Consider the following 14070-nt stretch of genomic DNA (forward strand, 5'->3'; position numbering starts at 1 on the left):
GAGCCCACATGAACAACGTTGCAATCCCCGAGGCCGACTATGGCCGGCTCCTGAGCTGCACCCACCACGCGCCGCATGATATCTACGGGTGGCACCCACTCGGTGAACGTTCCGTGGTACGCACCCGCCAGATCGGTGCAGAGCGCGTAGAGCTGCTCGTTCACGGCGAAGCCGTGGATATGGAGGCCGTCGGCGATGACTTTTGGGTCGCCCCCTTGGAAGACGACTTGTCGCCCGATTACCGCTTCCGCATCACCTATCCAGGTGCAGAGCCAACAATTCTCGCCGATCCTTATCACTTCCTGCCCACGCTTGGTGAGCTGGACCAGCACTTGATTTCTGAGGGCCGCCACGAACGCCTGTGGGAGGTTCTCGGCGCCAACGTACGTAGCTACACCACCTCGCTTGGAGAGGTCACCGGTACCGCCTTTGCGGTTTGGGCCCCCAATGCCCAGGGCGTAGCCGTCATTGGTGACTTCTGCGCGTGGAACCCCAGCCAGTACCCGATGCGCTCTTTGGGCTCGACAGGTGTGTGGGAGATCTTCATCCCCGGCATTGAGGCTGGCACGCAGTACAAGTTTGCTATTCACACTGCCGACGGCACCCGCATCGACAAAGCTGACCCGTTGGCCAAGCAGACGTTGTGCCCGCCGGAGACGGTCTCCGTAGTCGCCGCGCCGAGCACCTACGAGTGGAATGACGAAGAGTGGATGAAGGCCCGCGCAGGCATCGACGCCACAAACGCCGCCATGAGCATCTACGAGTGCCACATCGGCTCCTGGAAGGAAGGCGCGAACTTCAACACCATGCGCGAAGAGCTCGTGCCCTACCTTGTAGACAACGGCTTTACGCACGTGGAATTCCTGCCAGTTGCCGAGCACCCCTTCGGCGGCTCCTGGGGCTACCAGGTCACCGGCTACTACGCGCCAACTGCCCGCTGGGGCACCCCGGACGAGTTCCGCGCCCTGGTAGACACGCTGCACGCCAACGGCATCGGGGTGATTGTGGACTGGGTGCCAGCCCACTTCCCCAAGGATGCCTGGGCACTTGCGCGTTTCGACGGCACGGCTCTCTACGAACACCCCGACTGGCGCCGCGGCGAACAAAAAGACTGGGGCACCTACGTGTTCAACTTCGGACGCAACGAGGTGCGTAACTTCCTCGTGGCCAACGCTTTGTACTGGTGCGAAGAGTTCCACCTAGACGGCCTGCGTGTAGACGCTGTGGCGTCCATGCTGTACCTCGACTACTCCCGTGAGCCTGGCGAATGGCTGCCAAATGCTGACGGCAGCCGCGAGAACTGGGACGCCGTCCAATTCCTGCAGGAAACCAACGCCACGGTGCACCGCAACTTCCCCGGTGTGCTCACCATCGCGGAAGAATCCACCGCGTGGCCGGGGGTTACCGCCCAAACCGACGCAGACGGCCTGGGCTTTTCCTGCAAGTGGAACATGGGCTGGATGAACGACACGTTGGAGTACTTCTCCCTCGACCCCGTCCACCGCTCCTACCACCACAACGAGCTCACGTTCTCCCTGGTCTACGCGTTCAGCGAGAAGTACGTCCTACCGTTTAGCCACGACGAAGTAGTCCACGGTAAGGGCTCACTGTGGCAGCGCATGCCTGGGGACGACTGGAATAAGGCCGCCGGCCTTCGCGCCCTCTACGGCTACATGTTCTCCCACCCCGGCAAGCAGCTGCTCTTCATGGGTTGTGAGTGGGGCCAGACCACCGAGTGGGACGAAGCGCACTCTGTGAATTGGGACAACCTTGATAACGGTTGGGGCCACGAATACCACCGGGGCATCCACCGTCTCGTGCGAGACCTGAACGTTGTCTACCGCGACAATCCTGCATTGTTTAGCCAGGACAACACGCCGATGGGCTTCCAGTGGCTCAAGAGTGATGACGCCGCGCACAACCTGCTTGCCTACACCCGCTGGGGTACGGACGGCCAACCGATCGTCGCCGTAGTCAACTTGAGCGGCAGCACCCACCAGGGCTACCGCCTTGGCCTTCCGCAAGGTGGCGAGTGGGAGCTGATCATCAATACAGATGACACCGTCTACGGCGGCGCCGGTAACCACCTACCTGATGTAATTTCCGCCGAGGCGGTCAATTGGGACGGCTTCGATCAGTCCGTAGCGCTCACCCTGCCTGCGATGAGCGTGCAGTGGTACAAGCTGCGCCGCTAGCGCCAGCCTGCTAGCGCCAGCCTCTCGGCGCTAGAAAAGCGCACTCGCAAGGTTGGTGCGGGTGCGTTTGATGAGGGGATCGTTGGCGTCGAAAAGCAAAAGCAACTCCAGCAAACGATCCTTGGCCTCGGACGAGGTCTTCACATGTCCGAGCAAACGCTCAAACGCCGCCTCCGGGTTACCTGCGAGGACCTCGGCATCTGCGGCATCGAGCTGCTTGGCCATGTCGGTGGGATCCGCGGCAGCATCAGCAATCGCGTCGCTGGTGCGCGCCTGCGGGTTGAAACGCTTCAGCACGGCAACCGTCGCCTTCGCCTGCTTGACCTCGGCATTCGCCGGATCTTGGGCCAACATCTCGCCATAGACGGCAATCGCCGCATCATAATCGCCCGCCTGCACGGCAGCCTCGGCCTGGGCCAAGCGCGGATCCGTCTCCGGCTCGCCTTCACTCGATTCCTCAGCCAACCCACTTAGCTGCGGGCCGATGTTCTGCACCAGCGCCTGCAGCCACTGCGTGAGCTGCTCCGCCGGCTGATTGCCCTCAAAGTTGGTCACGGGCCGGCCTGCAGCAAGCGCGACCACAGTTGGCAACGCGCGCACACCCAACGCCTGGGCCAGCTGCGGATGCGCATCCGCGTTCACGTAAGCAACGAGAAACTCGCGCTGGCCGGCAGCCAACGATGCAAGCGTCGCCTTCAACTGTTCGGACTCCGGCGACCGGGCGGTGCCCACCATCAGCACCACAGGGATCTGGGTGGAGCGCTCAAACGCCTTGGCCTCAACGTCACGCTCGGTGACCTCGATAAACGGCTCGAACTCAGACTCCGCGAGCTCCTTGCGGGCCTCCGCCTGCTGGGCCAGCGCAGCCAAATCGACTGCCCCACTCGTGAACTGTGGCTGGGTCATTGTGGTTTACGCCTCCAAGTGTTTGTTTAAGGGAATTCATTTTTTGATGCAGCATGTCAGTGTAGCCAGGGCGAATATCCGCCTTAATTACCAGCGACACGCGCGGCGAGACCTCCTCAACCGCAGCCGTCTCAACCGCAGCCGTAGAAGGCTTGATCACGTCCATGGCCTCGTCCCAGTCTAACGCCGCCGCTCCCAGCAGTGTCTATGCCAGTGCCTGCGGTCATCTACACCGCGGCCTGCATCTTTCGGCCACGCCACCACGTGCCGCACTCCCGGAGGGATGTTTTGGTTGCATCCCGGGCATACGTAGAACTTCGTGGCAGCGGCCGCACCGATCTGGCGCACGCAGTAGGTTTCCCCGTACGGGCCCTCAACTTCCTGGGTGCCAATGAAGGTGGAGCCGTCACGCGGCAGTACATAAGAAGGCGTGATGTTCGCCCTGCGGTTTCTGCGTGGCATCTAAAACAGCCGCAGCTCGTTGGATTCAATGCCGCGTAGCTCACCGTAATCCAGCGTGACGCAGCGGATACCGCGATCTTCCGCCAACGTGCGAGCCTGCGGTTTAATCTCCTGGGCAGCAAACACGCCTTGCACTGGTGCGAGCAGTTCATCACGGTTCAACAGCTCCACATAGCGGGTCAGCTGTTCCACGCCGTCAATGCCGCCGCGACGTTTAACCTCCACCGCTACCGTGCCGCCGCCGGAGTCACGTGCGAGGATGTCTACGGGACCAATCGCCGTCGGATACTCGCGGCGAACTAACGAGTATCCCGACCCCAAGGTCGTGATGTGTTCAGCCAAAAGCTCCTGCAAGTGCGCCTCAACGCCGTCTTTTACCAGCCCGGGGTCCTCACCTAGCTCGTAGGAGCTATCCGCGATGATCTCTTCGATGGTGATGCGCAGTTGCTCGCCCTTCTTGCCCTCTACAATCCACAGCTGCTCACCGGTGTCCTCCCCGTCAATGTCTACCACCGCTTCTTCCTTCAGGGTGCATGGCGGCATCATCCAGTTCAGCGGTTTGTATGCACGGTCGTCCGCGTGGATGGACACAGACCCGTCAGCCTTAACCAAAATCAGCCTGGTAGCCATCGGCAAATGAGCGTCCAAGCGGCCAACATAGTCAACAGAGCATCGAGCGATAATTAAACGCATGGGCTTTAGCTTATCGACGCCGCCTGTTCGCCCTCTCAGCGAGCTCATTCATATCCCCCCGCTGCGCCCGAATATCTGGCGCGGACTCTACCCACGAAATCAGGGCCATCTCCGCGTGGCGTTCGCCCGCGAACTCAAAATCCCCCATCGGACCGGTCAGTTCAAGCGCGGTATCAACCTCCGGCATGAAGTCACGTTCTTCATCAGTAAGTTTCCGGATGCCGTTAAACGTCATGTCCCGGCGATCAAACGCTAAGTCGTAGTTAAAAGACAGCGAGCGCAGCTTATAAAAACGAGCCTCATCCCCGGAGTAACGAAGCACCCCGTGACGCCATCCGTGCGAACCTTCAGCAGGCAAGAGACGGATTAGCCCTTGTACGCCACTGTTACGGAACATAGTGAAGCGCCACACCGCAGCTACTACGACAAGTGCGAGGACTAGCAGCAAAATAGCGGCAAGGATCTCCATGCGAATCATGCCTTTCTTGTTTCGCAATATTCTAATCCCGTATGCCTGATGATGAGACGCAAACACCCCCTGCCGTTTCCGACAGGGGGTGTCCAAAGGATGTAAGCGCCTACCTATTGATGTTGGACGCGCGACGAACCGCGGCCAGCTCCGCCTCGGAGCGGGCCTTGGTCAGCTCGTCTTCATCTTGCAGGCCGCTCTCCGCAGCAGCGGAGTCGACTTCGCCGGCGAAGATCGCGTAATCCGCGAGGATGGTGACCTTGTCGCCCTGGACCGACAGGAACCCACCCTGTACGGCCGCAACGATACGGTCCTCATGCACCGGCTGGATGGTCACAACACCGTTGTCCTTAAGCTGGCCCAACAGTGGCTCGTGACCGGGCAGGATGCCGATCTCACCTTCGGTGGTCTGGGCGGTGACAATCTTTGCCTGCCCCTTCCAGAGCAAGCGGTCAACAGAGACCAATTGCGCGGTAAGTTCAGCCATGATCTACCCCTTTACGCTTCCTGCAGCTTCTTGTAAGCAGCCTCGACATCGTCCAGGCCACCCAGGTTGCTGAAGGCCTGCTCCGGGTAGTGGTCGAACTCGCCAGACGCCAGCTTGTCAAAGGCGTCAATGGTCTCCTCCAGCGGCACGTAAGAGCCCTCGTCGCCGGTGAACTTCTTAGCAACGAAGAAGTTCTGTCCGAGGAAGCGCTGGATCTTACGTGCGCGCATGACGGTGATCTTGTCCTCTTCAGACAGCTCGTCCATACCGAGGATGGCGATGATGTCCTGCAGCTCCTTGTTCTTCTGCAGAATACCGATGACCTTCTGCGCCACGTTGTAGTGACGCTCGCCGACAATACCCGGCTCCAGGATGCGGGAGGTCGAGGTCAGCGGGTCCACTGCCGGGTAAATACCCTTCGAAGCAATGGAACGGCTCAGCTCGGTGGTTGCATCCAGGTGAGCGAAGGTGGTTGCCGGTGCCGGGTCGGTGTAGTCATCCGCCGGCACGTACACGGCCTGCAGAGACGTAATGGAACGACCACGGGTCGAGGTAATGCGCTCCTGCAGCACACCCATCTCATCCGCCAGCGTCGGCTGGTAACCCACAGCGGAAGGCATACGACCCAGAAGGGTCGATACCTCGGAGCCCGCCTGGGTAAAGCGGAAGATGTTATCAATGAACAGCAGCACGTCCTGGTTCTGCACATCGCGGAAGTACTCCGCCATGGTCAGGCCGGACAGGGCCACGCGCATACGGACCCCTGGCGGCTCATCCATCTGGCCGAAGACAAGGGCGGTATCAGGCAACACGCCCATATCCTCCATCTCGAGGAACAGGTCGGTGCCCTCACGGGTGCGCTCGCCAACACCCGCGAACACGGAGGTACCGGAGAACTCGCGAGCAATACGCGTAATCATCTCCTGGATGAGAACGGTCTTGCCCACACCTGCACCACCGAACAGGCCGATCTTGCCGCCCTTCACGTACGGGGTCAAAAGGTCGATGACCTTAATACCGGTCTCAAGGATCTCGGTCTTACCCTCAAGGTCCTTGAATGCTGGCGGCTCGCGGTGGATGGACCAACGCTCGCCGTCCTGGCCTACCGACGGATCGTCCAGGCACTGGCCCAGTGCGTTGAACACGTGGCCCTTGACCTGGTCGCCCACCGGCACGGAGATCGGGTTGCCGGAATCCTTCACCTGTGCGCCGCGGACGAGACCGTCCGTCGGAGCCATGGCGATGGTGCGGACGAGGTTGTCGCCCAGGAACTGGGCAACCTCGAGGATGATGTCACGGGACATGCCTTCGAGGTCGATGTGTACCTCGAGTGCGTTGTACAGCGCGGGGAGCTCGCCACGAGGGAACTCCACGTCGACGACGGCGCCGATGACGCGGACCACACGGCCGTTCTCGGAACCACGCGGGTTCTGAGTGGACTCCGTGCGAGCCGGCGCCTGCGGTTCAGCCTGCAACGTGGCCTCGCCCGGCGTCTCATCGCGCTCATCAAAGTTGTGAGCAGTAGTCATGATTTAGTCACTTTCCTCACTACCGGACAGCGCACCTGCGCCGCCGATAATCTCGGTGATTTCCTGGGTGATTTTAGCCTGGCGGGCTTGGTTTGCCTCACGGGACAAGTTGTTGGCCAGCTCGGTTGCGTTGTCCGTCGCGTTCTTCATGGCGGTACGGCGCGAAGCAGACTCCGACGCCGAAGACTCCAAGAATAGCGAGTACAACGAGCGTGAGACGTATACCGGAAGCAGCTCATCCATGAGCGTATCCGGGTCCGGCTCGAACTCCATGTCTGGCGATACGCTTTCCTCGGCAGGCGCGAGCATGTGTTCGGTCTCATACGAGACGTCTTCAAGCACAGGCTCGATAGGCAACAGCTGGTGTACTCGTGCCTCCTGCGAAAGCATGGAGACGAACTCGGTGTACACCACGTGAACCTGGTCGAAACCGCGAACGGGTTCGCCTTCGGCGCCGTTGAGTCCCTCACGCCACTTGGTCGTGCCTTCAGAACCAGCCATGAAGCCATCAATGATGTGGCGACGCACATCGTGGGTGGACTCCCACGTCGGTTTCTGGGACCAACCGGTCCAGGCGCCTTCGACGTCCATGTCACGGAACTTGTAGTGGGTCACGCCCTTGTTGCCGGTGACGTAGCGGACGACGTCGTAGCCAGCTTCCTTGAGCATGCGCTCCAGCTGGGTCGCCTTCTTCAGCACGTTGTGGTTGTAGCCGCCGGCCATACCGCGGTCAGAGGTGACCACGAGGATTGCTGCGACTCGACCGTTCTCACGCTCGCGGAGCATGGGGTGGTCGAGGGAGCTCGCAGCTGCGAGGCGTTCCATGACGTCTTTCAGCTCATCGGCGTACGGCTTCGCTGCGTCTACACGCTGCTGGGCCTTGGTGATCTGCGAGGTCGCGATCAGCTCCTGAGCCTTGGTGATCTTCTTCGTAGAGTTGACGGACCTGATGCGGTCACGCAATTCGCGAAGAGTTGCCATGGTGTTTCCTCCCTTCCTTTATGTAGTAGTCCAAGGTTGCACTTGCGTGCTTACTTGGAGCGGCTGACGTTGAGCTGATTCTTGGACACCTGCGAGCTCGGCAGTGCCTTCTCCTCCGGCTCACGAACGATGCGCTCGCCCGTAGAAGCCTGGAAGCCACGTGCAAACTCCTCGTTCACGCGCAGGATTGCAGCCTGGGAGGTCTCGTCCAGAGCCTTGCCGCCCTGGATCTGTTCGTACACCTCAGGTGCGGTTGCGCGGATCTGCTCCTGCAGCTCGCGTTCGTAGCGACGGACATCCTCGACGGGAACGGGATCGAAGACGCCCTCGTTGGCAGCCCAGATCGACACGATCTGGAACTCAACCGGCTGCGGGGAGTTCTCGGACTGCTTCAGCAGCTCGACGAGGCGCTGGCCGCGCTCCAGCTGCTTCTTGGAAGCAGCATCCAGGTCGGATGCGAACGCTGCGAAGGACTCCAGGTCGCGGTATGCGGCCAGGTCCAGACGCAGGTTACCTGCAACCTTCTTCATGCCCTTGGTCTGTGCAGCGCCACCGACACGGGACACAGAGATACCCACGTCAATAGCCGGGCGCACGCCCTGGTTAAAGAGGTCAGACTGCAGGAAGACCTGGCCGTCCGTAATGGAAATAACGTTCGTCGGAATGAAGGCACCGACGTCGTTTGCCTTGGTCTCAATGATCGGCAGTGCGGTCAGAGAACCTGCACCGAGCTCGTCGTTGAGCTTGGCAGCGCGCTCCAGCAGGCGGGAGTGCAGGTAGAACACATCGCCCGGGTATGCCTCGCGGCCCGGTGGGCGGCGCAGCAGCAAGGAGATCGCACGGTAGGCCTCTGCCTGCTTGGTCAGATCATCGTAGATGACCAGGACGTGCTTGCCCTGGTACATCCAGTGCTGGCCCAGGGCGGCACCGGTGAACGGAGCCAGCCACTTGAAGCCAGCGGAGTCAGATGCCGGAGCAGCCACGATGGTGGTGTACTCCAGTGCGCCTGCCTCTTCCAGGGTCTGGCGCACACCAGCGATGGTGGAGCCTTTCTGGCCGACTGCGACGTAGATGCAGCGCACCTGTTGCGACGGGTCGCCGGTCTCCCAGAACGCCTTCTGGTTCAAGATGGTGTCGATGCAGACTGCGGTCTTACCAGTCTTGCGGTCACCAATGATGAGCTGGCGCTGGCCGCGGCCGATCGGGGTCATGGCGTCAATAGCCTTCAGACCCGTCTGCATCGGCTCTTCAACCGGCTGGCGGTCAAGCACGCCTGCCGCCTGCAGCTCAAGTGCACGCTCTTCGTTGGACTCGATCGGGCCAAGGCCGTCAATCGGCTGGCCCAGGGGGTTGATGACGCGGCCGAGGAAGTTCTCGCCGACCGGTACGGAAAGGACCTCGCCGGTCCTCTTTACTTTGTCGCCCTCGTGGAGGGACTCGAAGTTACCCAGAACCACAACGCCGATCTTGTCGGTGTCCAGGTTCTGTGCGACGCCGATGACGCCGTTCGGGAACTCGAGCAGCTCATTCGTCATGCAGCCTGGCAGCCCGGAAACCTGGGCAATACCATCTGCAGCCGAAGTCACCACGCCGACCTCCTCACGGGAGGCCTCCGCAGAGTAGCTCGAGGTGTAGTTCGCTATCGCGCTACGGATCTCATCGGAGGAGATCGTCAGCTCCGCCATGTTCTTCCTGCTCTCGGTAGATTCTTCCAGCATATTGTTCTTAAAGGGTCGCGCTCGCAGCGAGGTCAGTGCGAAGACGTGCGAGTTTTCCGCGCGTCGAACCGTCAATTTCCTCGTCACCAACACGGATGATCATGCCGCCGAGGAGGCTGGGGTCAACCTCGGTATGGATGGCCATCTCGCGACCGTAAATGTTCTCAAGCTTGCTTGCGAGTGCCTCACGCTGCGCAGAGGAAAGCGCCTCCGCTGCAACAACGCGCGCTACGGACTTGCCACGCAACTCAGCGATCTCCTCGGCCAGCGCCGAAAGATCATCAACCGGGTTGTGCGCTGGGCGGCCGATTACCTGCAGCGCAAGCGCCTCGGTAAACATGGTCACCTTGCCGTAGATCACGCTGGCCAACAGACCACGCTTTTGCGCGGCCGTGGCGGTGCGATCCGACAACAGCTGGGTCAGTTCCTTCTGGTTCTCCAGAAGGACAGACAGCTGGTAAAGCTCCTCTTCCACCTGCTCCAGCTGGCCTTGGGATTCGGCGGCGCGGGAAAGCGCGCGACGTCCCAAAGCAACCAGGCCCTGGCGGAATTCACGAGGCGTGGACCACTCCTGCGATGCAGCCTCACTCAGAATATTCTTCGTCGGTTCTGCAACCTTCGAGCCGAACACCTGGGTGATGATGCCCTCGCGCTGAGATGCGTCAAGCGAAGTATCTGCAACAGCGACACGCAGCGAACGGTCAGCGTCGAGCTGGTCCACAGTAAGGAACAGCTCGGTGCCGATCTGCGCGGCAACGGCGACGGCGTTGTCGGAGGAACGGATCAGCTCATCGAGCTTGCCCTCCACGTGCGTCTGTGCTTCGCGACTTGCTGCCTTCATTTCGCCTACTTCCTCGTCGAAACGTTGTCAAGCTCAGAGAGGAAGTCATCGATCGTGTTCGAGCGGCGGGTAGCATCCGACAGCTCGGTGCCAAGCAGACGCTCAGCAAGGTTGATCGAGTTCTGGCCCATCTCATTGCGCAGCTCGGAAACAACCTGCTCACGCGAAGCGAGCAGCTGCTTCTCCCCTGCCTCGACAATACGGCGGGACTCTTCCTCAGCACGTACACGAGCTTCGGCTTCGATCTCCTTGCCGCGCGCACGCGCAGCTTCACGGATCTCAGCCGCCTCGGCGCGAGCCTCAGCGAGTTCGGCGTTGTTCTTCTCCAGGGCAGCCTTTGCTTCCTTTTGGGCGACCTCAGCACGCTCAATGCCGCCCTTGATTCGGTCCTCGCGCTCCAGCAGGACCTCCTGGAAACGCGGAAGTACGTACTTCGCGAATACCAGGAAGATGATGATGAAGACAACGAGCGACCAAACCACGTCGTAGCCGGCCGGCAGAAGAATGGAAGGTTCATTCTCCCCCGGCAGCTTCTCGCTGGCCTCTGCAGCAGCGAGGAATGCAGTGACGTTAGTCATTGGTTGCTCCTGATCTAAAAAATGAACGGGTATAAACGCGAGTTCTTTTTAGAACAGGAAGCCGGCAACGAGGCCGATCAGGGCAAGTGCCTCAACGAAGGCAATACCCAGGAACATGGTGGTACGCAGCTGACCAGCCATCTCCGGCTGGCGAGCCATGCCCTCGACGGTCTTGCCAACGAGCATGCCGATGCCGATGCCCGGGCCGATGGTTGCGAGGCCGTAGCCGATGGTGCCGAGACCCTCGTAGCGGTTCACGGTCTCTGCTGCCTGAGCAAGAATGATGTCGTTCATGTGAAAGTCGTTCCCTTTCTAGGTGCGCTGTGGCGTTGTGTTTGTGCCACGAACGCGAGTGACAATGGTGGGGTTATTCAGTTTGGCCGTTTGTACGCGCTTTGTTAGTGCGCATCTGCGTGCAGCGAAAGCTCGATGTACACCGCCGTCAAAAGAGCGAAGATGTACGCCTGCAGGAAGATGATGATCAACTCGTACAGGGTGAACAGAATCGCCGCGATCAAGGTCAGGCCACTGACCGCCGTCCACGCATTCAGCTGCCAGAAGAAGAAGTTGGTAGCTGAGTACAGAAGGACGAGGATGATGTGGCCGGCCAGGAAGTTCGCCATAAGACGAAGTGCCAGGGTGACCGGACGCAGAATGAAGGTCGAGAAAATCTCGATCGGCACCACGAGAAGGTGCAGCAACGGAGGCAAGCCAGGAATCACCGTCGAGTGCTTGAAGTAGGCCACGCCGTAGCGCTGTACGCCGGCGTAGATCATCACGATGTAGGCCACCACCGCCAGCACTACCGGCATGCCGATACGTGCGTTAGGCGAGATGTTCAACCCCGGAATGATCGTGGCTGCATTCATGAACAAGATGGTGAAGAAGATGGAGGCAATAACCGGCAGGAATCGCTTTCCGTCCTTCTTGCCCAAGATGTCTTCAGCGATATGAATGCGAACAAAGTCCACACCCATCTCGGCGAAGTTCTGGAGGCCCTTGGGAACCAGCTGCGGCTTCCTAAAGGCAATAACAAAGAGAAGCACCATGATCAGCGCAATGAAAATGCGGACGATCATGATGCGATCAAGCGCGAACCAACCACCGGCAAAGTCTTCACCAATGATGTGGCCGAAAGTTTGCCCCGGGAAAAATTCTGGACCAAGTTCGGGTGCGTGAAAACTGCCCCTCATGGCCAACGTTGTAACGCTCAGCGTTCTCTCCCGTTCTCGGGCCGCATCCACAAGGAATGCGGTGCGATGGACTTCTTCAAGAAGACTGCCTCCGCGGCGGACTCCGTCGCACATCTGCTACCGCGGGACAGGGGATGGACCTTCAGGTAAGGGAAGCCCCTTCCTCAAGTAAACCCAGCGGATATCCTAACAGGTTGATAACAGTTTTCGCGCCTTAGGGGTAACCACACTGCCCTCCTCCAGAAGGCAAACCAGAAACTGCGACAAAATCAATGGTCACAGGCAGCTTTTATGGCTTTGTTATGTCGGTCACAGAACGACGTGGCAGGGTACCGAAGTCATCCCTAACTATGAGGGATGCGACGTTTCAGGGATTAAGAGACGTAAGAAACACGCGTAGAGATGATGCCCATTGTCTCCGCGGCAAGCGCCACAACCAATGCGGCAATAGTGGTAACACCGAAGGCAGTTGGGTCGTAAAAGCTCATGGTCCGCAACCAGAGCAGGAGCAGAATAATCACGACCATCTTCAGCAGCCACCCGCCAAGCACTACCGCCATCGTGGCAGTCGGCGTGAAGTTGGACGTAGCCAACACAGTCAAGGCTGTAGTCAAGACAAAGCCGCCACCGATAGCTGCGCCCATCAGCACTCCCCAGATGCCAGGTAGATCACGAGCATTACCCCACACCATCAGTGAGATAACGGTCAAAGCAATGAGCGCGTAAGCAGCAAACCGCAGGGCCCGAATGAGCGGGCGACGGGGATCATTAAACCCCTCCGTGTCCAGGACACTCAAATCCGGCTTGGGATTACTGAGGTTTTCATTACCGTTTTGGTTGCCGTTTTCGTTCACGGGGGCCAATCCTATCTGTCACTTACCAAACGGCGCACTTATCTTGCCTCTTGTAAGCGGCACCAGAGTGGCAATAAACGCCACCAGAAGCGCTACCACGGTAAAGGCGGCGGCGTACTTTGTCGGGACGATGGAAAAGCTCACTGCGCCAAACGCCACTGCGCAAACCCACATGTACAGCACTAACACTGTGCGACGGTGGGTGTGGCCGAGTTGTAAAAGGCGGTGGTGCAGGTGTCCCGCGTCTGCCTCCCAAGGCCGCTGGCCACGGGCAAGCCTGCGCACCACGGCCCACACAAAGTCAACAACCGGCAGCGCAATGGCTGCCAGCACCACAATGATGGGGCTGACCAACGCCACAAGGTCTGCAGCACCATAGAGCGACATGTTGATTTTGCCCGAGGCAGACACACTCGCCGCAGAGAGCAGCAGTCCAATCAGCATCGCTCCGGAGTCCCCCATGAAGATGCGTGCGGGTTCAAAGTTGTGCGGCAAAAACCCGGCACAGATTCCCACCAGTGCGGCACAAATAATTGCTGGCGGGTAGGCCGATACCGCCCCACCTTGGTCATGCAGCACGGTCAGTGCAAACAGCAAAATTGCCAAGCCCGCAATCATGCCAAGGCCTGCGGCTAGGCCATCAATACCGTCGACAAAGTTCACCGCGTTGATCAGCAGGACGGTAAACAAGGCACTTAAGACAACCCCCTGGACTTGATCCAGGATCAGCGTGGTGCCCTCCCCAATGGGTAGGAAGAACACGGTAAAGACGATGCCCATCAGCGCCATCACTACCGCGGCAACGAACTGACCGGCTAGTTTCGCCAGTGCACCAAGTTCATAGAGGTCATCCACAATGCCAACCAGCACAATGGCAAAGGCACCTGCAAGCACTGCGGTCATCTCAGGAGTCACCGGCGCAAAGCCACGCGTCAACGCGGGAAGCTGCTGCGCCAAAAACACTGCAGATACGAAGCCGGTAAACATAGCCACCCCGCCAACAGACGGGGTTGGCTGGGTGTGAACGTCACGCTGGCGAATCTCCGCAACGCGGCCGGTGCGTACAAGCACGGAGCGCACAAGCCCCGTAGACAGGTACGTAATCGTCGCGGCGACAAGAATCACAAGGCCAAGCTCTCGCAGTGGCACGCCAAGACCGTTCAT

General features: G+C 59.8%; 16 protein-coding genes. 1 reads left to right on the plus strand and 15 read right to left on the minus strand.

The window, feature by feature from the left end:
- Positions 1-8: 8 nt before the first annotated feature.
- Entirely contained in the window at positions 9-2195 is a 2187-nt protein-coding gene (gene glgB, locus HMPREF3101_RS07030; RefSeq protein ID WP_070463896.1) for a 1,4-alpha-glucan branching protein GlgB, read from the plus strand.
- A gap of 30 nt (positions 2196-2225) precedes the next feature.
- Here glgB and HMPREF3101_RS07035 read toward each other — a convergent pair whose 3' ends face one another.
- From HMPREF3101_RS07035 to HMPREF3101_RS07095, 15 genes are all read right to left on the minus strand, one after another.
- A complete protein-coding gene (locus tag HMPREF3101_RS07035) occupies positions 2226-3101 on the minus strand; it encodes a tetratricopeptide repeat protein (protein WP_070463897.1) in 876 nt (291 codons plus the stop codon).
- A complete protein-coding gene (locus HMPREF3101_RS12565) occupies positions 3013-3267 on the minus strand; it encodes a hypothetical protein (RefSeq protein WP_141737389.1) in 255 nt (84 codons plus the stop codon). The genes HMPREF3101_RS07035 and HMPREF3101_RS12565 overlap by 89 nt, the downstream gene beginning before the upstream one ends.
- Positions 3268-3281: 14 nt before the next feature.
- The gene (locus HMPREF3101_RS11750; RefSeq protein ID WP_083280134.1) at positions 3282-3563 is read right to left on the minus strand and encodes a hypothetical protein; all 282 of its coding nucleotides are present in this window, start codon (positions 3561-3563) and stop codon (positions 3282-3284) included.
- Positions 3564-4256, minus strand: coding sequence for an endonuclease NucS (gene nucS / locus HMPREF3101_RS07040; protein ID WP_070463899.1), 693 nt, complete (start codon positions 4254-4256; stop codon positions 3564-3566).
- 10 nt (positions 4257-4266) lie between these two features.
- Positions 4267-4725 (minus strand): DUF2550 domain-containing protein, encoded by a 459-nt coding sequence (locus tag HMPREF3101_RS07045; protein WP_070463962.1) that lies wholly within the window; start codon positions 4723-4725, stop codon positions 4267-4269.
- Between the two features lie 109 nt (positions 4726-4834).
- Positions 4835-5212 (minus strand): F0F1 ATP synthase subunit epsilon, encoded by a 378-nt coding sequence (locus HMPREF3101_RS07050; protein WP_070463901.1) that lies wholly within the window; start codon positions 5210-5212, stop codon positions 4835-4837.
- Between the two features lie 11 nt (positions 5213-5223).
- Positions 5224-6741: a F0F1 ATP synthase subunit beta gene (atpD, locus tag HMPREF3101_RS07055; RefSeq protein ID WP_246816687.1), complete on the minus strand. Its 1518-nt coding sequence runs from the start codon at positions 6739-6741 to the stop codon at positions 5224-5226.
- Between the two features lie 3 nt (positions 6742-6744).
- Positions 6745-7722, minus strand: coding sequence for a F0F1 ATP synthase subunit gamma (locus HMPREF3101_RS07060; protein WP_070463903.1), 978 nt, complete (start codon positions 7720-7722; stop codon positions 6745-6747).
- Positions 7723-7772: 50 nt separating this feature from the next.
- The gene (gene atpA / locus HMPREF3101_RS07065) at positions 7773-9440 is read right to left on the minus strand and encodes a F0F1 ATP synthase subunit alpha (RefSeq protein ID WP_070463905.1); all 1668 of its coding nucleotides are present in this window, start codon (positions 9438-9440) and stop codon (positions 7773-7775) included.
- A 7-nt stretch (positions 9441-9447) separates the two neighbouring features.
- On the minus strand, positions 9448-10281 hold the full coding sequence (locus HMPREF3101_RS07070; RefSeq protein WP_070463907.1) for a F0F1 ATP synthase subunit delta: 834 nt from the start codon (positions 10279-10281) through the stop codon (positions 9448-9450).
- A 5-nt stretch (positions 10282-10286) separates the two neighbouring features.
- Complete coding sequence (locus HMPREF3101_RS07075) at positions 10287-10859, minus strand: F0F1 ATP synthase subunit B (protein WP_070463909.1); 573 nt, start codon at positions 10857-10859, stop codon at positions 10287-10289.
- A gap of 48 nt (positions 10860-10907) precedes the next feature.
- On the minus strand, positions 10908-11153 hold the full coding sequence (locus HMPREF3101_RS07080) for an ATP synthase F0 subunit C (protein WP_034999811.1): 246 nt from the start codon (positions 11151-11153) through the stop codon (positions 10908-10910).
- Positions 11154-11257: 104 nt separating this feature from the next.
- Positions 11258-12052, minus strand: a complete 795-nt coding sequence (atpB, locus tag HMPREF3101_RS07085; protein WP_070463910.1) for a F0F1 ATP synthase subunit A — start codon at positions 12050-12052, stop codon at positions 11258-11260.
- A gap of 374 nt (positions 12053-12426) precedes the next feature.
- Entirely contained in the window at positions 12427-12849 is a 423-nt protein-coding gene (locus HMPREF3101_RS07090) for a Cg1360 family ATP-synthase-associated protein (RefSeq protein ID WP_070463966.1), read from the minus strand.
- Between the two features lie 75 nt (positions 12850-12924).
- The gene (locus HMPREF3101_RS07095; protein ID WP_070463912.1) at positions 12925-14070 is read right to left on the minus strand and encodes a glycosyltransferase family 4 protein; all 1146 of its coding nucleotides are present in this window, start codon (positions 14068-14070) and stop codon (positions 12925-12927) included.

Source organism: Corynebacterium sp. HMSC29G08 (assembly GCF_001806875.1).
Taxonomy (GTDB): Bacteria; Actinomycetota; Actinomycetes; order Mycobacteriales; family Mycobacteriaceae; genus Corynebacterium.